The sequence below is a fragment of the Lysinibacillus sp. FSL M8-0216 genome (assembly GCF_038595555.1).
GTDB lineage: Bacteria > Bacillota > Bacilli > Bacillales_A > Planococcaceae > Lysinibacillus > Lysinibacillus fusiformis.
In genome coordinates this window covers 1120325-1145050 of the sequence record NZ_CP152007.1, presented here as the reverse complement: position 1 = coordinate 1145050, position 24726 = coordinate 1120325, and the positions used below count along the sequence as shown (strand labels likewise).

Below are 24726 nucleotides of genomic sequence, written 5' to 3'. Positions count from 1 at the left end.
TAATAGATAAATTTATACTCTCAATAGCATAAACAAATTTAGCTTTGAGCGCAATGTTTCGTAGAAATTGCGCCCAAAGCTATAAATAAAATTCCTTTTAATTGTAAAGCTAGAATTTGCTAGTCATTTATTAAAAGAAAAATCTCTGTATATCATTCCATGTGACAACTACCATTAAAATCATTAGTAGAACAATTCCTACAAAATGAACAATTCCTTCTTTTTGACGGTCAATTGGTTTCCCTCGTAAAGCTTCAAAACCAAAGAATAATAAGCGACCACCATCTAAAGCAGGTAATGGAAGTAAGTTCATAATTCCTAGATTTATACTTAACATTGCAGCCCAATTCATTAGGTTCATAATACCGTACTGAGCTACTTGCTCGGTTGCTTTATAAATACCTACAGGACCAGATAAAGCGTCTATTGTAAACTTACCAGTAATCAACATACCTAGAAGCTCAAATATTTTGACAGTCATATTATAGGTTTCTTGTGCCCCATAGACAACAGCCTTTAGTGGATTAAATTCTCTCGGGCTATCGTAAAGCACACCAATTTGGCCATACTTTTCTCCATCCTGCTGGACTTCCTTAACAGTCATATTTAAGTTGATAGATTGTCCATCTCGATCTACGGTCACCATAATCTCTTCGTTTGGATGATCCTGAATAATTGCAGCTAAATCCTGCCACTTTTCAACAGCTTGTCCATCAATGGCTGTAACTCTATCACCTGCAAGCATCCCAGCCTCCGCAGCTGGATTATTTTCTACTACTTCAGAGATAACTGGCTCATATGTTGGAACTCCGTGAATTAATCCAATAACTAAATAAATCACGAAAGCTAGAATAAAGTTAAAAAATGGTCCTGCAAAAATAGTCATCGCTCGTTGGCCAACCGTTTTAGAATTAAATTGACGATCATGAGGTGCAATGACAAGCTCTCGTCCATTTTCCACAAGGACACAATCTCTCGCTACTTGATAACGAACTAATCGTTCTTCTTCATCATAGCCCTCTACAAACAAATCTTTTTCTAAATCAGCACGTTCAACTTCTAAAAATAATAAATCTGGTAATTGCTTATTATTTTGATTGAAAATGATTTTTTTAACAACATTATCTTCATTGACAACAAGCCCTATTCGATATCCTGGCTGTAATTCAGTGCCATCCATATCTTCGCCAGCCATTCGTACATATCCCCCGATAGGCAATAAACGAACAGTATACATTGTTTCTCCATGCGTTCTCCCATATATTTTGGGTCCCATTCCAATGGCAAATTCACGTACTAGAATACCTGCTCGTTTGGCGAATAAGAAGTGTCCAAGTTCATGGAAGAAGACGAGCAAACCAAATATTAAAATAAATGCAATGGCTGTTTGCATAATACCCCACCTTTAAAAGCGATTAGTTAACGATACATTGCTCTCGTTATTTTACCATGTCTAACACTATTTTTCTTGTTTCACTGTCCACCTGTAAAATCGTTTGTAAATCTGGTATTGCAATGTTTTGGTGTGCTTGCATCACACGTTCAATTGTCTCATCGATTTGAAGGAATGTTATTTTCCCTTGTAAAAAAGCTGCAACTGCTGCTTCGTTCGCTGCATTCATTGCTGTTAAAATGGTACCACCAGTACGGCCAGCCTCATATGCTAATCGCAATGCTGGATAACGTTCAAAGTCCATTTCTTGAAAATGTAACTGACCAATTTGCGCTAAATTCAGTCGCTGACCATTATGTAACGGGATTCGATCAGGATAACTTAAAGCATATTGGATAGGAACGCGCATATCTGGTGTACCTAATTGAGCAATCACACTAGTATCATGATACTCAACTAGAGAGTGAATAATACTTTCTCTATGCAAAAGTACATCAATTTTTTCGTATGGCATATCAAATAAAACATGCGCTTCAATCACTTCTAAACCTTTATTCATCATTGTTGCAGAATCTATTGTAATCTTTGCGCCCATCGACCAATTCGGGTGATTCAGTGCGTCAGCGACAGTCACATGTTTTAATTGGTCCCTTGTTTTATCACGGAAGCTGCCACCTGAAGCAGTAATAATTAAACGTTCAATATATTTTGGGTCTTCACCATTCATCGATTGGAAGATAGCTGAATGCTCACTATCAACAGGCAGAATAGTTGCGTTATATTTTTTCGCTTCAGCCATCACTAAATGCCCGGCTGTCACAAGTGTTTCTTTATTAGCAATAGCAATTGTTTTGCCCATTCGAATGGCTGCTAAAGTAGATTCCAGCCCAACACTTCCGAGCACTGCATTGACAAGAATCGTCGAATCTGGATGTGTAGCAACCTCCACTAAGCCTTTTGCGCCAAATGTAAAGTGAATTGTCGGATACTCCTTAGCAAGCAGCAGCGCATCTTCTTCTAGCTGCACAGAAACCAATTCGGGCTTTAAGTTATCAATCATCTCTCGTGTTTTCTTTATATTTTTCCCTGAAGAGAAAGCTACTAATTGAAAAGCTTCACGTTGTTCTTTTAAAATATCGTAGGTTTGCCAACCGATTGAACCAGTTGCACCTAATAAACTAATCTTTTTCACAACACATTGTCCCCTTTTTCTATCTAAGCAAATGTATGAATAGATGTCCTTAAAAGTTCGGATTAATTACCAAACAAATTTAAAAAATGAAGCAAAGGCACGACGAACAATAGACTATCGAAACGATCTAATATCCCGCCATGCCCTGGTAAAATATTACCTGAATCCTTTACATCAAAATGACGCTTAATAGCAGATTCTACTAAGTCGCCCATCTGACCAATAATGGAGGCGAAAATTGTTACGACTACAAGTGATATATAACCATCTTCGAATGGGTAAATGAGTTGCATACAGACAGCGAAAATGACGGCAATGACAATTCCACCGATGAAGCCTTCAATCGTTTTCTTAGGTGAGATTTCAGGCCATAACTTATTCTTACCAAATTTTCTTCCGACAAAATAAGCACCTGAATCCGTTGTCCAAACGACTAATAAACAATAGACAACGTACTCTAAGCCTACGTTCCTTGTTTCAATTAGGTAATGGAACCCTAAGCCCACATAAAATGCACCTAATAAAATAAAACCAACTTCATCAAAAGTTATTTTATTTTTTACTAAAACGACGTAAATCAGGAGTAACATCATTAGACCATAGACTACCATTAGATTAGACGAATAGCCTATTAAATCTACAACCTTTTCACTCCAGTCGTTCGGTATGACAAGTAAAATTAAAGTGACAAGCCCTAAGAAGCCAGGCACAGAAAAAATCGAAATACCTTTCATCTTTAGTATTTCATAAAAACCGACAATAGCCATTGCTAACACAAGTATGGCAAATGGTACTTTTCCATAAATAACGAATGGAATGAAAAGTGCTGCTGCAATTATTGCGGTAATAATTCGTTGTTTCAAGTTGTTTCTTCTCCCTTCAACCCACCATAACGGCGATTACGCTTTTGATAGTTTTCCACCGCTTCCAGTAAGGTTTCCTCACTAAAATCTGGCCATAATGTATCTGTAAACCAAAATTCCGTATAGGCAAGCTGCCAAAGCATAAAGTTACTTAAGCGTACTTCACCACTTGTACGAATTAATAAATCCGGTTCAGGCAAATGGGCCGTCATTAAATGAGACGTTAAGCATTCTTCTGTTAGGTCTTGCATTGTTAATTGACCGTCCTGCACTTTTTGAAGCATCATTTTCATGGCATTAACCATCTCAGAACGACTTCCATAATTCAGCGCAAAATTTAAAATAAGGCCTGTATTATGCTTCGTTTCTTCCATTGCCTCATACAACGCTTTTTGTGTATGGGCAGGTAATAAAGATGGATCTCCAATCATTTCGACACGTACATTACGTTCCATCATCTCGGGTAAAAAGGAACCTAAAAACTCGACTGGTAGCCGCATGAGAAAATCTACTTCAGGTTTTGGGCGTTTCCAGTTTTCAGTGGAAAATGCATATACGGTTAATACCTTTATGCCTAAATCAGACGCAAATCTCGTGACCTTACGTACTGTCTTCATTCCCTCATGATGACCAGCAACACGTGGCATAGCTCGTTTTTTTGCCCAACGTCCATTTCCGTCCATAATAATCGCTACATGGGCAGGAATCGGCTCGCTTTTAGTTAGGGCCACACGCTCCTCCAATGATAGTGTATCCATATTTATTTGTTTACCTAATAGCTTTTTAAACATGCTAACTCCCCCACTACAACTAATCGGACGTATACTAACCTATCATAACAAACAAAAGCGCTTTTTGTCTTTTTTTTCCCCTCTAAATTGACTATGTATGTACTAGCGTATTTTAGAACTATACACATTCTTAAAGAATAAGTTTGTTAAAAAATTAATCAATATTTATGTGATGCATAACATTGTATATTTCATCTATGCTTTTCTCTATGATTCAGCTCATATTCGAACGGTAAAGAGAAAAGACGTCCTGTAAAGTATAGGACGCCTTCATCTCATCAAAAAGTTCCATCATAAACATGTAAAACCTTTGTTTTACACCTCTAAAATTTCTTTTTCTTTATCTTTCGTTACTTGATCCACTTTGACAATGAATTCATCTGTTAATTTTTGAATATCATCACCATAGCCACGTAGATCGTCTTCTGTGATTTCGCCAGCTTTTTCAAGTTTTTTCAAATCATCATTCGCATCACGACGTACATTACGTACAGCAATTTTTGCGTCTTCTGCTTCTTTTTTCACTTGCTTCACTAAATCTTTACGACGCTCTTCAGTAAGAGCGGGGATCATTAAGCGAATGATAGAGCCATCATTTGTTGGTGTAATACCGATATCAGATCTCATAATTGCTTTTTCAATTTCACCTAAAATTGTTTTATCGTAAGGTGTAATCACTAATAAACGAGCTTCTGGTACAGAAACACCTGCAAGTTGATTGATTGGTGTTGGAGCTCCATAATAATCAACCATAATACGATCTAGTAATGATGCGTTTGCACGACCTGCACGAATTGAAGATAGTTCACGTGTAAAAGCTGCAATTGTTTTGTTCATTTTATCTTTTGCTTGTTCTAATACTTGTTTTGCCATTATGCATTCCTCCTAACAACTGTTCCGATTTTTTCACCTAGTACAGCACGTTTAATGTTGCCTTGTTCCGTAATTGAGAAAACAATTAGTGGAATATCGTTATCCATACATAGGGTAGAAGCTGTTGAATCCATTACTTGTAAGCCTTGTTGAATAACGTCTAAGTATGTGAGTGTATCATATTTAACGGCTGTTTGATCCACTTTTGGATCTGCTGAATAAACGCCATCAACATTGTTTTTAGCCATTAAAATCGCATCTGCATCAATTTCTGCTGCACGTAATGCCGCCGTCGTATCAGTTGAGAAGAACGGATTACCTGTCCCTGCTGCAAAGATAACGACACGCTTTTTCTCAAGATGTCTAACTGCTTTACGACGAATGTATGGCTCCGCTACTTGAGTCATCACGATAGAAGATTGAACACGTGTTTCAATGCCTAATTTTTCAAGAGCATCTTGTAACGCTAGGGAGTTCATGACTGTTGCAAGCATGCCCATATAGTCAGCTGCAGCACGATCCATCCCCATTTCACTACCTATTTTTCCACGCCATATATTACCGCCACCTACAACAACAGCAACTTCTACATCAAGATCCACTACTTCTTTTACTTCTTCTGCAACAGACTTGATTATTTTTGGTGATAAACCGAAGCCCGCTTCTCCAGCTAACGCTTCACCACTTAGTTTAATAACTACTCGTTTATATTGCGGTACACTCATTGTAAACCTCCGTAAGACTTTATTTAAAAAATCTCTATTCCCTTTTCCATTATAGTATATCTAACAATAATTGCTAGTTGTGAATAAGGCAGAATAGAAAATTCTATTACTATTTTCTTTATTTCGGAAAAATAGGGAACACGCTATGTTGTGTTCCCCATTTTTTGTCTAGAAAATCTAGATATTATTTGATTAGGATCAAATGCCCGCTAAATTAGTTACCTTTAACTTGGCTCATTACTTCTTCTGCAAAGTTATCTTCACGTTTTTCGATACCTTCACCAACAGCGTAACGTACAAAGCCGTTTACTGAACCACCAGTAGAAGCTACGAAATCACGTACTTTTTGATCAGAGTTTTTAACGAATGATTGATCAAGTAGGCAAACATCTTCGAAATATTTACCAAGACGACCTTCAACCATTTTAGCAACGATGTTTTCTGGTTTACCTTCGTTAAGAGCTTGCTCAGTTAATACTTTACGCTCACGTTCAACTTCTTCAGCAGAAACTTCATCGCGAGAAACGTAAGTTGGGTTGATAGCAGCAATGTGCATTGCAACATCTTTAGCTGCTGATGCATCAGTAGAACCTTCTAAAGTTACTAATACTCCAATGCGGCCGCCCATGTGTAAGTAAGCGCCGAATGAATCTGCATCAGTTTTTGTTTTGATTTCAAAACGACGAAGTGTGATTTTTTCACCAATTGTTGCTACAGCTGTAGAAATTTGATCTTCAATTTTTACGCCATCAGCATTTGTAAGCTCTAATGCAGCTTCAACTGATGCTGGTTTAGCAGTAAGTAATTGCTCTGCTAAAGATGAAACTAATACTTGGAATTTGTCGTTTTTTGCAACGAAGTCAGTTTCAGCGTTAACTTCAATGATGATTGCTTCGTTACCTTGTTCTAAAATATAAGTTGTACCTTCTGCCGCGATACGGTCAGCTTTTTTAGCAGCTGAAGAAAGACCTTTTTCACGTAGGAAATCGATTGCAGCTTCTAGATTACCATCAGTTTGTACTAGCGCTTTTTTACAATCCATCATACCAGCGCCAGTTTTTTCACGTAATTCTTTTACTAATTGTGCAGTAATGTTTGCCATTTAGTGTTTCCTCCTCAAATTGTTTGAACATAGTTTTAATGATAGGTTCTAAAAAAGGTGATAAGGGTTTTGAGCCACTTATCACCTTTTTGTAAACGTGAATTACTCAGCAGCAGCTTCTACAGCTGGAGCTTCTTCTTCACCTTGTTTTGACTCGATTAAAGCGTCAGCCATTTTAGCAGTTAAAAGTTTAACAGCGCGAATAGCATCATCATTAGCAGGGATTACGTAGTCGATTTCATCTGGATCACAGTTTGTATCAACGATACCTACTAGAGGGATGTTTAATTTACGAGCTTCAGCAACCGCAATACGTTCTTTACGTGGGTCAACCACGAACATTACGTCTGGAAGATCGTGCATATCACGGATACCGCCTAAGAATTTGATTAGACGTTCGTGTTCTTTTTTAAGTTGGATTACTTCTTTTTTAGGAAGAACTTCGAATGTACCTTCTTCTTCCATTTTTTCGATTTGTTTCATACGTGCAACACGTTTTTGAATTGTACCGAAGTTAGTAAGAGTACCACCTAACCAACGTTGGTTGATGTAGTAGTTGCCTGAACGTTCAGCTTCATCTTTGATCGCTTCTTGTGCTTGTTTTTTCGTACCAACGAAAAGAACTTTACCACCGTCTTGACCAACTTGACGCATGAAGTCATAAGCTTCCTCTAATTTTTTAACAGTTTTTTGTAAGTCGATGATGTAGATCCCGTTACGTTCTACGAAGATATATTTCTTCATTTTTGGGTTCCAACGACGAGTTTGGTGACCGAAATGTACACCAGCTTCAAGTAATTGTTTCATAGAAATTACTGACATGTGAATTTCCTCCTAGTATGTTTGGTTTTTATCCTCCGCATTTATCTTTTGCAACAAGCTACCCTAATCTTAGAGCACCACTTACTACATCAAAATGCGTGTGTAGTAATAACACCATTTGCAACTATATCATAGCTTTTGCCGGTTAGCAACAATTTAGTGATGAAATTTCAGTAAAAGCTCGATTTCTGTTTTTCCCTTTTGCAGCTGTTTCGCTATTTCTTCTGTTGATTTACCCTGCTTTGCTAAATTTAATGCCTGTTGCTCTATTGTAAGCTCTTTAACCTGCTCCTTTTGCTCTACTTTCAAAGGCGTTGGTGAGGATGCTGCTGTTGCCGTTGTCTGTTGCTGACGCGAATAAGCATTGGCTACTATATTTTTAGGTACATAGATACGAGCATCTTTATCTAAGCTTAATGGACTGTCATTTTTCAGCACTTGCTCTGAGGGCGAAGTAGCCTGCTCCTGTTGAGGCTCATTGCTTACGGTTTGTTGAACGCGAGTCGCCGCTATGTCTGATGATGAGACATTTTGTAGCTCCTTAATAAGACGGTCGTTTTCATCTTTCATTTCTGTTAAATAGACACTAATGGTATCGTCCATTTCGCTCATTAAGCGTTCTTGCTTCTTTTCTAAATCCTTAAATTTTGCTAACTTAGTATTTAAAATAATAAGGAAGTAAAATGTAAGTAGCTGTAAAAAGAATAGTACCGCTATTAGTATGGTTGTCATTATAAGCTCCTATCCACTAAAATCCACGAAATTGCCTTTAAACGGATGTTGTGCCTGTTTTTCTTGTTGATCCTGTTGCTTTTTCTTCTTTTTGTAAGGATCCGTTAAGTATTCGCCACCTGCATCTTCATCCTCACTTATTTCATCCATACCTTCTGATGTATTTACAATTTTTTGCTTGCGCTCTATTTCCTTTTTTAACGCTTCATTAGCATGTGCTTGTTGAGCTAAAGCTTGTTGCTGTACTTGATCAGCCATTTTCCCAGCTTCAAATGTTTTAGGAATCGCAATTTGCAATTCAACCCCTTTTAAACTCATCGGAATCTCTCCCTCAAGGATATTTACGCATTCATCATTTCGCTAGATAATAATTTACGTAATTTTAAAAGCGCTTTGGAATGGATTTGCGAAATACGTGATGTCGATAATTCAAGCATTTCACCAATTTCAGTCAGCGTCAGTTCCTCCGTGTAAAATAAACTTAGAACCAACTGTTCCTTTTCATTTAGCTTCTGAATATTTTCTGCTAAATCATCTAGTAATTCAGATTTAACCACCGATTGTTCAGGAGTTTTTGTCGTATCATCTCGAATGACAAACGACTTTCCATCTACCTCTTCTTGGTCTTGTTGTTCATTAATGGAAAGAACATTGGAAAAAAAATGCTCTTGTACTGTCTGATAAACGTCTTCCACAGGTACTTCCATATGCTTCGCAAGTTCCTCAGGTGTCACATGACGCATATATTTTTGCTCTAATTGCTCAATCTGAGCATCTAATTTTTTGGCTTTTTCTCGCGCTGAGCGTGGTAGCCAATCTTCCTTACGAAGCCCATCTATAATGGCTCCCCTTACTCTAAATGAAGCATATGTATCGAATTTCAAATCTCTATTAATATCAAATTTATTTAATGCATCAAAAAGTCCTATCATACCTAAGCTCGTTAAATCGTCTCGCGATACACTCTTTGGTAATCCCGCACTAATACGTTGAACATGGTAAGATACTAAAGAAATATATTTTTTTATGAGTAAATCACCAGCATCTGGATCACGCTCATGTATCCAGCGATTCCACAGTTTTTGCTCATCGTTCAGAATTGGTTGTGTCATGAAATCCACCTCTCTAAAAAACGCCTTTACGCGCCCGTTTGCTACTGACTACTTGCGCTCATAAAACTTTTCTTTCATCAGGATTTCTCCATAGTTTTTTTAAAAATCTATATCCGGGTTACTCTTACTAGTACCTAACAGAGTAAAAAAATGGATAAACTATTGCCATCTTTCCTACTATTATAACAAAAATCGACTATAATTTCATTTGTTTCTGTTCGTCTCTCTTTATTTTGTACAAACAAATTAAAACTGTACCCTAGCTATACATTAACCTAGGATACAGTTTTAAAATATGTCTAAATTATTAAGCTTTTACTTTTTAATTTTGTTAGGTTTTTTTGTAGGAATTATGAATCTTATATAGCGCCCTTTTGCTCTTTCTTCACCGAGGTTACTAGGTATAAATACACCCAACAAAGTAGCATTCTCACCATTTGTCCACAGAAATTCAAATCATCTCCTATCGAACTAAATGATACTAGTTCAAATCTGGCCTTATTTTCTCCACCTTTTTTAGCCTAAAAAAGGATGGCTATTTGACCGAAGTCAAACAGTACCACCCTCTTGAAGATATTGCTTTAAATCGAACTAAAAACCATTTTACCATTAAAGATGGTTGCCTTACGTTGACCTTTGCGGGCGATTGCTTCAGCAGCGCAAGAAGCATCCACTAAAACTAGATTGGCACTATCTCCAACCTTTGGCCAGATTTGTTCACCTGCTTGATTCAACGGCGTTTTCCCACCTGTAATAAACGGCAAGGTTTGCGCTAATGAATATTCATCTCTCCACCCTGAACTATTAGCTAAACGGCCTGCTCTTTCTAACAGATCTCCGTTCCCAAATGGTGACCAAACATCAAAAATATTATCACAACCAATTGCAACCGGTACCCCTTTGCTATGTAATAATCCAACTGGAGGAAATTTTCTGCGAATAGGTACACTAGTCACTATCGTAATCCCTGCATCTCTTAATATGTCAGCCATTTCTTCTGCTTCAGCTCGTGAAACATCACCAAGTCCGAATGCATGGCTTATCGCCACTTTACCTTGCAGACCAGCCTCCTTCGTTAATTGAGCTAATCTTCTCATTGTAAAGGTACCTAATTGATCCGGGTCATGTAAATGCAAATCAACCCCAGCATTTCCCTCCACAGCGAGCTCCACCATTTGTTGTAAGGATGCCTCAATATCGCCATCCACAGTAGCTGGATCAACACCACCTACTAAGCCTACGCCCATGCGAAGGGCTTCTCTTATTATATTTGTCGCCTTCGTTCGCAATAGTCCGTGCTGCGGAAAGGCTACGATTTCATATGACAACCTTCCTTCAAAAGTTTGTAAAGCCATTTGAACTTCCTCTAAATTTTTTAAGCCCACCTCGGGATACAAATCCACATGGGTACGAACATGGGTAACCCCAGACTGTACATAACGTGAAAGCAACTCTTCTGCGCGTTGTTGTGTAGTGGTATGTAAAGTAGGAAGAACCTTTTTTTCTATTTCCAGACGTTCAAAAATATTGTTCACAGGTGTGACAGCAAGCCACTGATCGCCTAAAAGTGTTTTATCCAAATGACAATGTTTTTCGATGAAAGACGGTAGCGCTAATAGTTGCTTCATATCTTTTTTAGGGAAATGATCATTCAATTGCATTTCTGCCGAAACAATATCTGAAATTTTCCCATCCTTAATGAGGAGATGTGAGCAGGCGGTTCTTGTCTGTGCAACCATACCATTTTCAACATGATAGCCTGTTTCAAGTCGTACATTGGTTAACCAAAAAGTAGCATGCATTTTAAATGTATCCTTTCTATTTTCAATTTTAAAGTTCACCAGAAACTATTTTTCCTTTAAAGAGCACTGCCACTCTTTTCGCCCTTCTAGCCACAGCTTCTGCCGAACAAGTTGCTTCAACAAAAACAATATTTGCTTCATCTCCAACATTCGGCCATATTTGATGACCATCCTTATTTAGAGGTGTAATACCACCTGTAATGTATTTTAGGCTTTGACCAAGTGAACGCTCATCACTTAAACCAAATCGTTCTGCAAGTGTTCCTGCTTTTTCTAGACTATCCCCTTTCCCGAATGGTGACCAATGGTCCGTAATACTATCATCGCCAAGTGATATGTTTACCCCTTTATGATCTAAGAGAGGAATAGGGATAGTGTGCTCAATTGGCACAGTAGAAGTAATAGCTATGCCAAGATGTGCAAGTAATTCTGCTACTTCACTCGCTTCACTAGTAGGAATATCTGCAAAAGCCATGGCATGACTAATTGTCACTCTCCCTTGCCAACCAGCTGCCTCTGTTAACGCTGCTAGTCGTTTAAACGTAAAAATGCCGAGATGGCCAGGATCATGAATATGAAGATCTACATCTGCATTTGCGTCTACCGCTAATTCCATCACGGTTTGTAATGATTTCTCAATATTTTCATCGATTGTTGCTGGATCAACACCTCCTACGAGAGATGCCCCGTTACGCAATGCTTCTCTTACTAAAGAAACCGAATCACTACGTAATAGCCCATGCTGCGGGAATGCTACAATCTCCATAGCAACTTTATCTTTGTAAGCCTCTTTTACTCTTAAGACCGCCTCTAAATTTTTCAAACCGATAAACGGGTCAATATTACAATGCGTACGAATATGTGTGGAGCCTGCATTTAATAGTAGATCTATTAGTTTTTTTGCTCTTTCCTCTGTTACAGGTAATAAACTAGGAAGGAGTAATTCTTCCTCTTTTAATCTAGTTATAAGACCCTCTGTTGGAATGGTAGGTGCCTTCCATGGCCCACCAAAATATGTTTTATCAAGATGAATATGCATATCCCTAAAAGATGGTAGCATGAGGTAGCCTTGAGCATCCAATTGAGGTAAATCCGTCTCTAGTGGTTGATTTCCACGTTTAATTTGCTGTATTATCCCCTTTTCAATTTGTACATTAAAAAGCTCGGTTTGTGTTCCAATTACAGTAGTATGATTGTAATGTAAACCTGTTTCTAGTCGTACGTTAATGAGCCAATATGCTAATGGTGTCATTATATGAACCTCCTTTATTTTTCTTCAAGCTGAACCATCTGAATATCCCTCTCTATATGTGGTAAGGACAGTTGATGATAGACATAGTCTTGGCAAGTATTGCTAGCATGAAAATAATAGACTGTTGTTAATTTGGCATAATAGATGGCACTTAAACACATCGGACAAGGTTCTGTACTTGCATACATTTCACAGCCTTCGAGATTAATTGTTTGCAAAGTATGGCAAGCTTGGCGAATCGCTTGCATTTCTGCGTGATTCGTCAAATCATTTGTTTTGGCTACCTCATTAACACCCGAACTAATAATTTGCCCATTTTTTACTACAAGCGCTCCGAATGGTGCTCCATGTTCTGATAGTGCATTTTCATTTGCTAAATCAAGCGCTTTTCTCATAAATTCGTGTTGATTCATATTCTATTCCTCCTAGTAAAAGCAGATATATCACGTTAATAGCTGTAATATAAACTGAATGATGTCCAGTAGCCAAATGCTTTTAACCTCCTTATCCTGAGTTGTGCCTATACTAACTTTTGCTCTTATAGACTAGTCATTTCAGCAATCATTACGAGCCTTCTAGACTTAGCGTTGTGGCATCACCGTATCATAGCCAGAAGATTCAGTCTTTTTAACCAATTCTATGAGACATTAATAATGAATCTAGGTTTCCCACTTTAATTTCACATAAAAGAGTTCCTTCTTTACTTTTCCTTTATACAAATATGCTAACATGAAGACTATTATATGAATAATATAAAAAAAGTAAATTTCACTTAAGTTTTCCCTATACTAAAGTTTCTTGAATGGCAAAATAAAAAAGAGCCGCTCCTAGCGACTCTCTGTTTTAAGCATTCACTTGTTGTTCCTGTTCTCGATTCATCATCGTTCGAACCACTTGTGCAATCTCCTCTGAGTTCTCATCTTGAAATTCAACGGTTGAATGAGCCGAAGCTGCTTCTTGATTCGTGCCTTCAGGAGTAGTTTGTTCATTTTCTGCTAGTTCACCTTCAACTGCTTCCTCATCTACCTCTGGCGTATACAAAATGTATGCTATTAAAAAACGTACAATATACATGACAAGGAATACAATGATTGCTGTAACAAAAGATCCGATAATGATACGAAGGGGCGTGTAGGGCTTTAGAAATGTACTAAAAAAATAAATAGTAAAAGCCATTAATGCTCCCCATAGATTATAAAATATGGAACCAAACATTAGATTTCGCTCACTCCTTGGTTAACTGTTCGAATATGTAATGACGATGTGGCAGGATTAAATTCTATCGTTCTACCACTGTTTCCACCAGTATCCTCGGCTACTAAAGGAATTCCATGCCTTTTCAATTCATTTTTGACAGCTTCTACATTACGAGGACCGATGCGCATCGAATCTTTATCCGAAGTAAATTGAAACATCTGTGCGCCCCCAGCAATTTTTGCCTTTAGTTTAAACTTTTGAACGCCCTCTAATTTTAATAGATCAATCATTGCTGCTATTCCAGAATCCGCAAATTTTGCTACATTGATTGACTCAGATCTTCCCAAGCTTGAATCTGGTAACATCACATGGATTAAACCAGCAATTTTTTTTGACTCATCATATAAAATAACGCCAACACAAGAACCCAGACCAGAAGTTCGAATCGTGTTAGGTAGCTTTACTACATCCATTTGTGCAATTCCTACTTTAACCACTTGCCCACTACTACTGCTTAGCATCATTAGGAAACCCCTAATGCTTTAAAAATAGCATCAAATGAGTCGGGATCTGGTAATAGGAAGAAATGACCTCTCACAGTTTCATGGTCTTCTACACCTTCTTCAAAAATGGATGTATTTATAACAATGACATTATCACTTACATGTGATAATTCTATTAAACCAATACTTATGATTGCACCAAACATATCAACGCTTAGCCCCGGTACAGTTGGATAAATTTTCAAATTAGTAAAGTCCGATAAGGCAGATAAATAGGAACCTGATAAAATATTTCCCATTTCTTGCATAGCTGATAATCCTAGTTCAGAAACAGGTCGTTTTTTAAAATCAAATGTTTCATCATAAATGAGACGACGGATAAAACGGTTTGCCTGTTCAATAGGTAGTATAAAGAACATACTTCCTTCTGCATCACCCTCAATGCGAAGGTAAATACCAACAACTACATTTTCTGATCCCCCAGCCAATTCCATCATATCGTTAAAGGACACCATTTCTACCTTTGGGACACGCATATCAATTTTTTTCCCAAGTAAATTGGAAAGTGCTGTCGCGGCATGCGCAGCACCAATATTGCCAATTTCCTTTAATACATCTAAATGTAGCGAGGTAATCTTTTGATTAAATGTCATGATCGATCCCTACTTTAGTGGATTTAATACTTTTTCTAAATGTAATAAGATTAATAATCGTTTTTCTACTTTAGCAACACCTGAAATAAATTCTTCCTCAAGGGAGCCAACAACTTCTGGTTGTGGTTCAATCGCACTTGCAGGAATATCAATTACATCGTTTGCTGAATCAACAACAAAGCCTACTTCCATATCTTCTAGTGAGATAATGATAATGCGAGTTGTTTCCTCATGTTCTGAAATAGGTAATTCAAAACGTTCACGTAAATCCACAATTGGCGTTACGACACCACGAAGATTGATAACACCTTTTACATATTTTGCCGTTTTCGGTACGCGCGTAATATGCATTAGCTTTTCTATACCTTGAACATGGGACACCGGAATAGCATATTCTTTATTCGCTAGTTGAAATACAATTACTTTAATACTTTCTTGTTCCACTGCGTTTGTCATCTTTTACACCTCTCTTATTCATTCACCTTATTTTATTAATGCGTTACAATCTACAATTAAGGCTACTTTACCATTTCCTAAAATAGTTGCACCTGAAATAGCAAAAATATTTGTTAAGTAATTTCCTAAAGACTTCAAGACAATTTCTTGTTGTCCGATGAAGGAATCTACCACTAAACCAGCAAGTTTTTCACCTTTACGAACAATCACTACTGAATGGAATTCTTCATCTTGCGACTCTTTACGAGGTACTTCAAAGATTTCCTCTAAGAATACCAATGGTACAACCTTGCCACGGAAGTCGATTACTTTTTGATTATGCGCATTCATAATCTCCGATGAACGGATAATAGATGTTTCAATAATAGATGATAATGGAATTGCATAAATTTCCTTTTCAATTTCCACGAGCATCACAGAAATAATCGATAATGTTAGTGGTAATTGGATAGAGAAGATGGAACCAACATCTTGTGTGGATTCAATTGAAATATTACCACCAAGTGATTCAATTGTTGTTTTAACAACATCTAACCCTACTCCACGGCCAGATACATCCGAAATGACATCTGCAGTCGAGAAGCCTGAAGCTAAAATAAGCTCATTGATTTGATTATCAGACATTGAATAAGACTGTTCTTGTGTCACAATGCCTTTTGCAATAGCTTTCGCTAGTACTTTATCACGATTAATTCCTGCACCATCGTCTTCTATTTCAATAAAGACATAGTTTCCACTATGGTAAGCACGTAGGACAACCGTTCCTTCTTCTGGTTTGCCTTTTGCACGACGAGATGTTGGATTTTCAATGCCATGGTCCACAGAATTTCGGATTAAGTGAACAAGTGGATCACCAATTTCATCGATAACTGTACGATCTAGTTCTGTTTCAGCACCAATGATTTCAAGATTAATTTTCTTATTTAAATCTCGTGATAGCTGACGAATCATTTTTGGGAAGCGGTTGAACACTGTTTCAACTGGCACCATGCGCATTGTTAAAATGATAGTTTGCAGGTCACCCATTACACGGCTCATTCGCTCCACAGTTTCGTTTAGCTCACCATGATTTACTTCTGTGGCAATAGATTGTAAACGACCACGGTCAATAACAAGTTCTTCAAACAAGTTCATTAAAATATCAAGACGTTCAATATTGACACGAATCGTTTTATTCCCAACAGGCGCATGATTTTTTTCAGCCTTTGCAGGTGCGGCTGTTTTTGCAGGCTGTGCGGCTGGTTCAGGCTTAGAAGGTACAGTAGCAGGTGTAGACTCTACTTCCGCTACAGCCGATGCAGTTGCAGCTACTTCTTGCTGTGATTCATACTCTCTTTCACTAAATTTCTTTTGGTCTATTGTTGTGACAACAACTTCTTCAACCTCAGAAACTTTCATGATCTTTTTCTGCATATCTTCTGCTGATTCTTTTGTCACATAGGCTACATAAAACTGTTGATCAAATTGTTCGTCTTCTAGCTTTTCAACAGATGGGCTCGATTTAATAACTTCGCCGTCTTTTTCTAAAATCTCGAAGACCATAAATACACGTGCAGCCTTTAAAAGACAATCTTCTCGTAATTTCACTGAAATTTCATAGGCCTGGAAACCTTGTTCAGATGATTGTGCGATAACTGTTTGTTCAAAGCTATCATATTCTAAAACACTTTCCACAGCTGCTGGTTCTGCAACGGTTGCAGCCACCTGAGGTACTGCTTCCTCACCTAATTCTATGCGCTTAAGTTGAGCGACTGTTGCTGACACATCACGCTTGCCATCTCCACCATTCGCAATATCCATAACCATTTCTTCCAGATGGTCAACAGATTCAAAGACCACATCTAAAATTTCTGGTGTTACGTGGATTTTTTCATTACGAATCGCATCTAACACATTTTCCATTTTATGTGTTAAATCGGCTAAATCTTCAAAACCCATTGTGGCAGACATACCTTTTAAAGTATGGGCAGATCGGAATATTTCCCCAACAATTGCCAAATCATCTGGATTTTTTTCTAATTCTAATAAATGTTCACTACATGCTTGTAAATGCTCTTTACTTTCTTCGATAAACATCTCTAAATATTGATTGACTTCCATAAGAGGACACCCCTTTTAAGGCAAATATTTCATTATTGTTAGTGCTATATCATCTACATCGGCAACTTCATCAATTAGTTGCGTTTCTACCGCTGCTTTTGGCATACCATATACAATGCAAGTTTCTGCTGACTCAGCTATGGCCATGACATTACCGGTCTTTTTCAGTGCTTTCAGTCCATTTGAACCATCATGCCCCATACCTGTCATAATCACTGCTACTTTATCAAAATCCTTATATTGACTAACATCTTCAAACATCACATCTACAGATGGTCTATGGCCTGACCTTGGTGCTTCTTGATTATCAAGAACAATACCAAAAGTTGTCCCTACTTTCCTAAGCTTTAAGTGATAGCCACCTGGGGCAATATAGGCTACCCCATTTTGTAAAATATCGCCTTGTTCAGCCTCCTTCACAACAATTTCACTTAGCTGATCTAGACGAGTAGCGAGTGATTTCGTAAATCCAGCAGGCATATGCTGAACAATGAGAATAGGGGCTTGAATAGACTTAGGAATTTTTGTAATGACCTCCTGAAGCGCACGAGGTCCTCCTGTAGATGTACCTATTAGCACAATCTTTTTACCTGCTTTATTCCATTCTGTTTGCGCCTTTGTTACAGCTACTTTAGTAGCAGTAGCAGTCACAGGAATCGGTATTTGACCATGTTGTTGTAAATCCTTTATTACGGTACTCACTTTTGTCACTGAATCTTGTTGTCGTTTACTACCAGAAGGTTTTTTCAATTTGGATATTGGCACCATTGCAGCTTGCTCTACTTTATGGACAAGCTCACTTTGGATTTTATGTAAATCAAGAGATATTGTTCCGCTTGGCTTTGCGACAAAATCTACAGCGCCACTTTCAATAGCTGCTATAGCATTTTCTGTTCCACGCTGAGTGGTACTAGAGAGCATGATTACAGGAACTGGACATTGTATCATTATTTCTTTTAATGCATCTAGCCCATTCATTTCAGGCATCTCAATATCCATTGTCACAACTGATGGCTTCAATGATTGTATCTTTTTGATTGCATCTTTTCCATTACGTGCAGTTCCAACTACTTCCACCTTCGAGTTGCCAACAAAAAAGTCACTAATTAGCTTTCTCATAAAAGCAGAATCATCCACAACTAATAGCTTGCTTTTATGTAAAAAGTCCAATTAATCACGCCCTTTCGAAAAAATACTTCTTAGTTTCGTTAAAAATTTCTTTGCTGTCTGATCATGTGCATGTATTTCCTCCACACGATGCTCCATAAAACGAATCACTATGAGTTGTAATGTTTTAGAAATCAGTGCGTCTGGATAAGCAAGTGAAAATGGGACTTGCTCACGCACAGCCTTCCGCACAATCGAATCTTCGGGTAATGAACCGAGTATCGTGACTTCTTTGTCTAAAAAACGTTTCATGGCTAACTTTAAACGCTCGTTTGTTTCGATGCCTTCTTCTTTACTAAATGCACGGTTACAAAGGACATAAAATTGCTTATCAGCATCCCGCATATGAATATATTTCATCATCGAATAGGCATCCGTAATTGCGGTCGGCTCTGCCGTTGAAATAACGATAATTTCGTCTACTGATGTGAGTAAATCTAGCGACCAATTTGTCGCACCCGCCCCCATATCAAATAAAATATAATCATAGTTTTTCTGAAGCTGTTCAAATGCATGAATAAGCTGTTCAAACATCATCTCTGACCAATTAAAAATATTTGTCATACCCGACCCACCTGATATATACCTTAAACCATGGGGTCCCTCAAATATTACCTCATCTAGTAGTTTATTTCCTTCTAGGTAATCTTTCAAACTATTGGAAGCATTTTTCCCAATTAAAATATGGATATTTCCCATCCCAATATCCATATCTACAATGACAACTTTTTTTCCCTTTTGGGCCAAAGACAAGGCAAAATTCATCGTGAAGTTACTTTTTCCAACCCCGCCTTTGCCACTGACCACCGCAATTGCTCGACCTAAATCGCCTTGCTGTCTCATCATTTTCAAGCGTAATGTTTCAGCTTGGTCTCTCATTTCTCTTCACCTTGAAAAAACAAATTAAGCACTGCTTCTAAATCAGCTTCTTCAATATCTTCTGGTACTTCTTGACCATTCGTATAGTAAGCAAGTCCTTTATTATATTTAATCATTAAATTGAGCATTGTGCCAATAGAATTTGTTTCATCAATTTTCGTGAAGATAAATTTTTCAATTGGTAGCTGATTAAATTGGTCGATAATGTTCGCCATATCCTTTTCTTTTGTAGTCATCGCGAGTACTAAATAGGATTCTGCTTGATCATCAAATTTTATGAGACGTTGGAGATCATCTACATACTTGACCTCTTTATAATTTCGACCAGCTGTATCGATAAATACTAAGTCTAAATGCGATAATCTTTGGATAGCTTGTTCGAAATCTGTTGCGTTGTAAGCAATTTCAACAGGTGCCTGTAAAAGGCCCGCATACGTTTTTAGCTGTTCAATGGCTGCGATTCGGTACGTATCTGTCGTAATAAATCCGATCTTCTTCTTCTTTTCTAAAACTGCCCTAGCTGCCATTTTGGCGATCGTCGTTGTTTTACCCACGCCTGTAGGACCTAATACGTTGATATATTTTCTTTCATAGGACAATCCTCCGATAGGTAGGCTTTCTAGTCTCTTACGTAGTAAATTTTTCGTGACCATTTTACATTGTGAGAAATTGATTTCTGTCGCTTCTTTGAAATGCATAAAAAGCTCATCACCTATCGTTGTGATGAGCTCTTCATTTAGCTCTTGCTGTCTTAAGTATTCAATGAAGGGGAAGAGTTCATCGGGATATTGAGCTTGGGTAGTCTTTTTATGCATCGATTGCATTAAAGATTTTAAATCTGCAATTTCCTTCCTCAATTCTTCAGAAATGCCAGTGTCCTCATGTTTAACTACATCATGTGATGATTGATCTTGGTGAATTTTCACTTGAATCGCATTTGTAATATCTTGTAGTCTCGCATTTTCCTTAGTCGCGTTAGGTAATGCTACGGGCTTTGGTACTGGAGCCACTTGATTTGGCTCCACTCCATCTACTCCTGCAACTACCTCAAATCTTTTCTGTTTAATCATACCGAAAAATTTCTTCGTGATGACTACTTTAGAATTCAAAATAACAGCGTCCTCACCTAGTTCTGCACGCACTTGCTTCATAGCCTCTGGTATGGAGGATGCATAATATTTTTTCATTTTCATTAAACATTCACCACCCCAACACTTTGAATTTCAATAGAAGCATCCAATTCATTATATGAAAGAACTGGAATCTGCGGGAAATAACGCTCCGTCAGTTGTCGTAAATACATACGCACAGCCGGAGAACATAAAATAATAGCGGATTGTTCCATAAAGGACACACGCTCTATTTCTGCTGCAATCGTCTCTAGTACCGTTTGAGAATCTTGAGGATCCATTGCTAAATAATTTCCGTGATCTGTTTGCTGAATACTATCAGCAACCATTTTTTCTACTTTACCTGAAACTGTAATAACTTTTAATGCCGAACTATCCCCCACATATTGGGCAGTAATTTGACGAGCCAATGATTGACGAACATACTCCGTTAAAATATCTGTATCGCTAGTTACCTTCGCATAGTCTGCTAACGTTTCAAAAATAATGGGTAAATTACGAACAGAAACATTTTCTCGTAGTAGTTTACCAAGAACCTTTTGGATTTCTCCAGTTGATAAAGGTGCCGGTGTCAGCTCTTCTACTAAAATAGGATGGGTTTCACGTAAGTGATCTATTAACTGCTTCGTCTCTTGACGACCTAATAATTCGTGAGCATTCGCACGGATTATTTCAGTTAAATGCGTGGATACCACGCTTGGTGGGTCTACAACCGTGTAGCCATAAATTTCAGCATCCTCTTTCACTTGCTCAGTAATCCATTTAGCTGGTAATCCAAATGATGGCTCCACTGTATCAATTCCTTCAATAGAATCATCATCACCTGGGCTCATCGCTAAATAATGATCTAGTAAAAGCTCGCCTCTTGCCATTTCGTTCCCTTTTATTTTTATTCGATACTCATTTGGTTGAAGCTGAATATTATCTCGAATACGAACAACTGGGATGACAATTCCTAATTCTAGTGCTAACTGTCGACGAATCATAATGACACGATCTAATAAGTCCCCACCTTGAGCAGCATCGACTAACGGAATTAATCCATAACCAAATTCAAATTCGATTGGGTCCACATTTAATAAATTCACAACATTTTCAGGGCTCTTCATGCCATCTGTTGCCACTTCTTCTTCAATTTCAAGTAATTCCTCTTCATCCTCTGGTTTCTTACGTTCCATCATATAAGCCCCAACAATTAGGGAAAGACCTATTGGAAGTGTTACCCAGTTAGGGATTGGTGTAAATAGCCCTAGTAATACTATGGTACCTCCAGCTACATAGAGTAACTTTGCTTGAGCAAATAATTGTCCTGTTATATCTTGACCAAGACTTCCTTTAGAAGAGGCGCGAGTTACCACAATCCCTGTTGCTGTTGAAATAAGCAAGGCAGGAATTTGCGAAACTATACCATCCCCAACGGTTAGCTTAGAAAAATGAGTTGCTGCTTCAGCAAATGGGAGTCCCATTTGTACTACCCCGATGATGATTCCGAATAATAAGTTGATAATAACCATGACCATTGAGGCAATGGCATCCCCTTTTACGAATTTCGTGGCACCATCCATCGCTCCGTAGAAGTCCGCTTCACCGGCTACTTTTTCACGTCGTTCGCGTGCTTCCTTTTCGGAAATTACTCCTGCATTTAAATCAGCATCAATACTCATTTGTTTACCTGGCATCGCATCAAGTGTGAAACGAGCTGCTACTTCAGCTACCCGCTCTGCACCCTTTGTAATAACAATAAACTGAATTAATACTAGAATTAAAAAGACAACTAAACCTACGAGAATATTTCCCCCGACTACGAAATCACCAAATGTTTCTACGACAGAGCCCGCATCCCCAGTTGCTAAGATCGCACGGGTTGTGGAAACACTCAGTCCTAATCGGAATAAGGTTAACAGTAAAATAACCGAAGGAAAAATAGAAAAGTCTAATGCTTCCTTCATACTCATTGCTGTTAGCAGTACAATTAATCCTAATGTAATATTAATGACAATTAAGAAACTTAACATCCACGGAGGAAGAGGGATGATGAGCATCGCAACGATTAAAATAACCGCACCTAAAACCCCAATATCGCGAACTTTCATTTGTGTCCCTCCTACTAAAAAGCTTTAAATTTTACGTTTAATACGGTAAACATAAGCGAGTATTTCTGCTACTGCTTTGAAAAATTCTTCTGGTACGGGATCACCAATTTCAACTTGATCATACATGGCGCGAGCTAAAGGTCTATTTTCCACCATAATGACGTCATGCTCTTTGGCAATCAGCTTTATTTTTTGAGCGATAAAGTCTGTACCCTTTGCAATTACGCGAGGTGCATCCATATTTTCCTCGTCATATTTGAGCGCAATCGCATAGTGAGTAGGGTTGGTAATTACCACATCTGCACTTGGAATCTCTGACATCATACGACGCATCGCCATTTCGCGCTGACGTTGTTTGATTTTCGATTTTATGAGCGGGTCACCCTCACTATTTTTATATTCATCTTTAATATCTTGCTTAGACATTTTAAGATTTTTTTCATAATCAAATTTTTGATACATCCAATCCAAAATGGATACACAAAGTAAAACTAAAGATGCTGCTATGCCCATAATGCCGACTAGCTTTCCGACAGTAATGAGCGTCATCCATGGACTTTTAAAGGATAAAGCTAAAACTTCTGGCAAGTTTGTCCAGATAATAATTGTCGTTACACTACCGATAAAGCCAATCTTTAACACCGATTTCAGCAACTCAACAATTGCCTTAACCGAAAAAATCCTTTTCAACCCTTTGATAGGGTCCATCTTTTTCAAATCAAACTTCATTGGCTCCAAAGTAAATAAAAAGCCAAACTGCAAAAAGTTACCTGCAAGTGCTCCAACAACTGCTATCGCCATAATCGGTACAATAATGAAAGCCATTTGTATTAATGTTTCTATAAATAAGTGCATCACACTATCAATCGTTAGTGTTTCGATGCGTATGTTATGGATAAAGGTTTGTCTAAAAAACGCTAATAGCTCATCCCGTAAAGAACCTGCAAAGAAAATTAAGAAGATAAAGACCATCAGCATAACGATGGCACTAGTTACATCTTGACTCTTAATAACTTGTCCCTTTTTTCGAGCATCTTGACGTTTCTTTGGCGTCGCCTTCTCAGTCTTTTCACCTGAAAAAAACTGGATATCTAAATTCAGTAGTAGTTTCATATTATCCACCACCTAAAATGGCCATTAAATCACGCATGCCGTAAATCATAATAGTGATTAACTTTTGAATGACTTGAATCATTACAGCCATCATTGTAAATAACACTAAAAAACTAACGGCTATTTTAATAGGAAAACCAACAACAAATATATTTAATTGTGGTACTGTTTTCGCAGTTATTCCTAAAGCTAAATCGACTAAAAATAAGGTAGCCACAACAGGTGCAGCCATCTGAAATGCAATAGCAAAAACAGCTGTAAATGTTGTGATGATAAATTGGGGAAAGCCCTCATTTGTAAAACTAGGGAATTGATCCATAGGCAAAAACTGATAACTATAGTAAATTCCATCAAGAATCATATGATGGCCATTAATTGCTAACAATAAAAGGAATGCTAACATATTAAAAAACTGACCGATTAATGGACTTTGAGCTCCTGTTTGCGGATCAATAATATTGGCAATGGCAAAACCCATTTGAAAATCAATAAAGCTCCCTGCAATTTGAATGGCAGACATGATTATATAACCTACTAGACCGAGTAACAGCCCAACAAGTGCTTCTTTCATCACTAATAATATGTATTCATCATTGAATGCAAACGGCTCAACATCAATTGTATAATACATCATCCAAGCTAAAACCAGTGCGAGAGTAATTTTGACTTGTGGTGGTATGGTTCTATAGGAAAAAAAAGGAACCGTAACAAAAAATGCTGAAACACGCACAAGCACCAATAAGAAAACCGTTAAATGCGGAATTAATTCATTCATG

The 24726-nt window shown here is 37.8% G+C and carries 25 protein-coding genes; all 25 read right to left on the bottom strand.

All coding sequences use genetic code 11. From position 1 onward, the window contains the following. Positions 1 to 130: 130 nt before the first annotated feature. On the bottom strand, positions 131 to 1393 hold the full coding sequence (gene rseP, locus MKX57_RS05315) for an RIP metalloprotease RseP (protein WP_008181395.1): 1263 nt from the start codon (positions 1391 to 1393) through the stop codon (positions 131 to 133). Between the two features lie 46 nt (positions 1394 to 1439). Continuing rightward, positions 1440 to 2585 (bottom strand): 1-deoxy-D-xylulose-5-phosphate reductoisomerase, encoded by a 1146-nt coding sequence (gene dxr, locus MKX57_RS05310; protein ID WP_089985343.1) that lies wholly within the window; start codon positions 2583 to 2585, stop codon positions 1440 to 1442. A gap of 62 nt (positions 2586 to 2647) precedes the next feature. Next, positions 2648 to 3448, bottom strand: coding sequence for a phosphatidate cytidylyltransferase (locus MKX57_RS05305; protein ID WP_008181398.1), 801 nt, complete (start codon positions 3446 to 3448; stop codon positions 2648 to 2650). Continuing rightward, positions 3445 to 4239 carry an isoprenyl transferase gene (locus MKX57_RS05300; protein ID WP_008181400.1) on the bottom strand — a complete coding sequence of 265 codons (795 nt, stop codon included), beginning with the start codon at positions 4237 to 4239 and terminating at the stop codon, positions 3445 to 3447. Before MKX57_RS05300 ends, MKX57_RS05305 begins: the two co-directional genes overlap by 4 nt. Before the next feature lie 315 nt (positions 4240 to 4554). Further along, positions 4555 to 5112, bottom strand: coding sequence for a ribosome recycling factor (frr, locus tag MKX57_RS05295; protein WP_089985339.1), 558 nt, complete (start codon positions 5110 to 5112; stop codon positions 4555 to 4557). Then, positions 5112 to 5837: a UMP kinase gene (gene pyrH / locus MKX57_RS05290; RefSeq protein WP_008181404.1), complete on the bottom strand. Its 726-nt coding sequence runs from the start codon at positions 5835 to 5837 to the stop codon at positions 5112 to 5114. Before pyrH ends, frr begins: the two co-directional genes overlap by 1 nt. A gap of 214 nt (positions 5838 to 6051) precedes the next feature. Beyond that, positions 6052 to 6939: a translation elongation factor Ts gene (gene tsf / locus MKX57_RS05285; protein ID WP_008181406.1), complete on the bottom strand. Its 888-nt coding sequence runs from the start codon at positions 6937 to 6939 to the stop codon at positions 6052 to 6054. 102 nt (positions 6940 to 7041) lie between these two features. Beyond that, a complete protein-coding gene (rpsB, locus tag MKX57_RS05280) occupies positions 7042 to 7761 on the bottom strand; it encodes a 30S ribosomal protein S2 (RefSeq protein ID WP_004269262.1) in 720 nt (239 codons plus the stop codon). 156 nt (positions 7762 to 7917) lie between these two features. Beyond that, entirely contained in the window at positions 7918 to 8493 is a 576-nt protein-coding gene (locus MKX57_RS05275) for a hypothetical protein (protein ID WP_008180716.1), read from the bottom strand. Positions 8494 to 8502: 9 nt separating this feature from the next. After that, entirely contained in the window at positions 8503 to 8811 is a 309-nt protein-coding gene (locus MKX57_RS05270) for a hypothetical protein (RefSeq protein ID WP_008180718.1), read from the bottom strand. A 23-nt stretch (positions 8812 to 8834) separates the two neighbouring features. Then, a complete protein-coding gene (locus MKX57_RS05265) occupies positions 8835 to 9605 on the bottom strand; it encodes a FliA/WhiG family RNA polymerase sigma factor (protein WP_008180720.1) in 771 nt (256 codons plus the stop codon). A 581-nt stretch (positions 9606 to 10186) separates the two neighbouring features. Continuing rightward, on the bottom strand, positions 10187 to 11407 hold the full coding sequence (locus MKX57_RS05260) for an amidohydrolase (RefSeq protein WP_342551111.1): 1221 nt from the start codon (positions 11405 to 11407) through the stop codon (positions 10187 to 10189). A gap of 28 nt (positions 11408 to 11435) precedes the next feature. Next, positions 11436 to 12659, bottom strand: coding sequence for an amidohydrolase (locus MKX57_RS05255; protein WP_089985338.1), 1224 nt, complete (start codon positions 12657 to 12659; stop codon positions 11436 to 11438). A 14-nt stretch (positions 12660 to 12673) separates the two neighbouring features. Next, a complete protein-coding gene (locus tag MKX57_RS05250; protein WP_089985336.1) occupies positions 12674 to 13072 on the bottom strand; it encodes a nucleoside deaminase in 399 nt (132 codons plus the stop codon). A 430-nt stretch (positions 13073 to 13502) separates the two neighbouring features. Further along, a complete protein-coding gene (locus MKX57_RS05245) occupies positions 13503 to 13874 on the bottom strand; it encodes a hypothetical protein (protein ID WP_089985334.1) in 372 nt (123 codons plus the stop codon). Then, on the bottom strand, positions 13874 to 14377 hold the full coding sequence (locus tag MKX57_RS05240) for a chemotaxis protein CheD (RefSeq protein ID WP_025113952.1): 504 nt from the start codon (positions 14375 to 14377) through the stop codon (positions 13874 to 13876). Before MKX57_RS05240 ends, MKX57_RS05245 begins: the two co-directional genes overlap by 1 nt. 2 nt (positions 14378 to 14379) lie before the next feature. After that, the gene (locus MKX57_RS05235; protein ID WP_008180732.1) at positions 14380 to 15012 is read right to left on the bottom strand and encodes a chemotaxis protein CheC; all 633 of its coding nucleotides are present in this window, start codon (positions 15010 to 15012) and stop codon (positions 14380 to 14382) included. A 9-nt stretch (positions 15013 to 15021) separates the two neighbouring features. Continuing rightward, a complete protein-coding gene (locus MKX57_RS05230; protein WP_008180734.1) occupies positions 15022 to 15468 on the bottom strand; it encodes a chemotaxis protein CheW in 447 nt (148 codons plus the stop codon). Between the two features lie 27 nt (positions 15469 to 15495). Beyond that, on the bottom strand, positions 15496 to 17568 hold the full coding sequence (locus tag MKX57_RS05225; protein ID WP_008180736.1) for a chemotaxis protein CheA: 2073 nt from the start codon (positions 17566 to 17568) through the stop codon (positions 15496 to 15498). A 15-nt stretch (positions 17569 to 17583) separates the two neighbouring features. Continuing rightward, on the bottom strand, positions 17584 to 18738 hold the full coding sequence (locus MKX57_RS05220) for a chemotaxis response regulator protein-glutamate methylesterase (RefSeq protein WP_008180738.1): 1155 nt from the start codon (positions 18736 to 18738) through the stop codon (positions 17584 to 17586). Next, on the bottom strand, positions 18739 to 19614 hold the full coding sequence (locus MKX57_RS05215) for a MinD/ParA family protein (protein ID WP_008180739.1): 876 nt from the start codon (positions 19612 to 19614) through the stop codon (positions 18739 to 18741). After that, complete coding sequence (flhF, locus tag MKX57_RS05210; protein ID WP_342550827.1) at positions 19611 to 20807, bottom strand: flagellar biosynthesis protein FlhF; 1197 nt, start codon at positions 20805 to 20807, stop codon at positions 19611 to 19613. The genes MKX57_RS05215 and flhF overlap by 4 nt, the downstream gene beginning before the upstream one ends. After that, entirely contained in the window at positions 20807 to 22837 is a 2031-nt protein-coding gene (flhA, locus tag MKX57_RS05205) for a flagellar biosynthesis protein FlhA (protein WP_008180742.1), read from the bottom strand. The genes flhF and flhA overlap by 1 nt, the downstream gene beginning before the upstream one ends. Before the next feature lie 24 nt (positions 22838 to 22861). After that, positions 22862 to 23950: a flagellar biosynthesis protein FlhB gene (gene flhB, locus MKX57_RS05200; RefSeq protein WP_036123995.1), complete on the bottom strand. Its 1089-nt coding sequence runs from the start codon at positions 23948 to 23950 to the stop codon at positions 22862 to 22864. Position 23951: 1 nt separating this feature from the next. Then, positions 23952 to 24725 (bottom strand): flagellar biosynthetic protein FliR, encoded by a 774-nt coding sequence (gene fliR, locus MKX57_RS05195; RefSeq protein ID WP_008180748.1) that lies wholly within the window; start codon positions 24723 to 24725, stop codon positions 23952 to 23954. Position 24726 lies beyond the last annotated feature (1 nt).

Bases quoted from the DNA above. Each gene is read 5' to 3' on its own strand.
- rseP (WP_008181395.1), bottom strand. From the start codon at position 1,393: ATGCAAACAGCCATTGCATTTATTTTAATATTTGGTTTGCTCGTCTTC.
- MKX57_RS05300 (WP_008181400.1), bottom strand. From the start codon at position 4,239: ATGTTTAAAAAGCTATTAGGTAAACAAATAAATATGGATACACTATCA.
- frr (WP_089985339.1), bottom strand. From the start codon at position 5,112: ATGGCAAAACAAGTATTAGAACAAGCAAAAGATAAAATGAACAAAACA.
- pyrH (WP_008181404.1), bottom strand. From the start codon at position 5,837: ATGAGTGTACCGCAATATAAACGAGTAGTTATTAAACTAAGTGGTGAA.
- tsf (WP_008181406.1), bottom strand. From the start codon at position 6,939: ATGGCAAACATTACTGCACAATTAGTAAAAGAATTACGTGAAAAAACT.
- rpsB (WP_004269262.1), bottom strand. From the start codon at position 7,761: ATGTCAGTAATTTCTATGAAACAATTACTTGAAGCTGGTGTACATTTC.
- MKX57_RS05275 (WP_008180716.1), bottom strand. From the start codon at position 8,493: ATGACAACCATACTAATAGCGGTACTATTCTTTTTACAGCTACTTACA.
- MKX57_RS05270 (WP_008180718.1), bottom strand. From the start codon at position 8,811: ATGAGTTTAAAAGGGGTTGAATTGCAAATTGCGATTCCTAAAACATTT.
- MKX57_RS05265 (WP_008180720.1), bottom strand. From the start codon at position 9,605: ATGACACAACCAATTCTGAACGATGAGCAAAAACTGTGGAATCGCTGG.
- MKX57_RS05260 (WP_342551111.1), bottom strand. From the start codon at position 11,407: ATGCATGCTACTTTTTGGTTAACCAATGTACGACTTGAAACAGGCTAT.
- MKX57_RS05255 (WP_089985338.1), bottom strand. From the start codon at position 12,659: ATGACACCATTAGCATATTGGCTCATTAACGTACGACTAGAAACAGGT.
- MKX57_RS05250 (WP_089985336.1), bottom strand. From the start codon at position 13,072: ATGAATCAACACGAATTTATGAGAAAAGCGCTTGATTTAGCAAATGAA.
- MKX57_RS05245 (WP_089985334.1), bottom strand. From the start codon at position 13,874: ATGTTTGGTTCCATATTTTATAATCTATGGGGAGCATTAATGGCTTTT.
- MKX57_RS05240 (WP_025113952.1), bottom strand. From the start codon at position 14,377: ATGCTAAGCAGTAGTAGTGGGCAAGTGGTTAAAGTAGGAATTGCACAA.
- MKX57_RS05235 (WP_008180732.1), bottom strand. From the start codon at position 15,012: ATGACATTTAATCAAAAGATTACCTCGCTACATTTAGATGTATTAAAG.
- MKX57_RS05230 (WP_008180734.1), bottom strand. From the start codon at position 15,468: ATGACAAACGCAGTGGAACAAGAAAGTATTAAAGTAATTGTATTTCAA.
- MKX57_RS05225 (WP_008180736.1), bottom strand. From the start codon at position 17,568: ATGGAAGTCAATCAATATTTAGAGATGTTTATCGAAGAAAGTAAAGAG.
- MKX57_RS05215 (WP_008180739.1), bottom strand. From the start codon at position 19,614: ATGAGAGACCAAGCTGAAACATTACGCTTGAAAATGATGAGACAGCAA.
- flhF (WP_342550827.1), bottom strand. From the start codon at position 20,807: ATGAAAATGAAAAAATATTATGCATCCTCCATACCAGAGGCTATGAAG.
- flhA (WP_008180742.1), bottom strand. From the start codon at position 22,837: ATGAAAGTTCGCGATATTGGGGTTTTAGGTGCGGTTATTTTAATCGTT.
- flhB (WP_036123995.1), bottom strand. From the start codon at position 23,950: ATGAAACTACTACTGAATTTAGATATCCAGTTTTTTTCAGGTGAAAAG.
- fliR (WP_008180748.1), bottom strand. From the start codon at position 24,725: ATGAATGAATTAATTCCGCATTTAACGGTTTTCTTATTGGTGCTTGTG.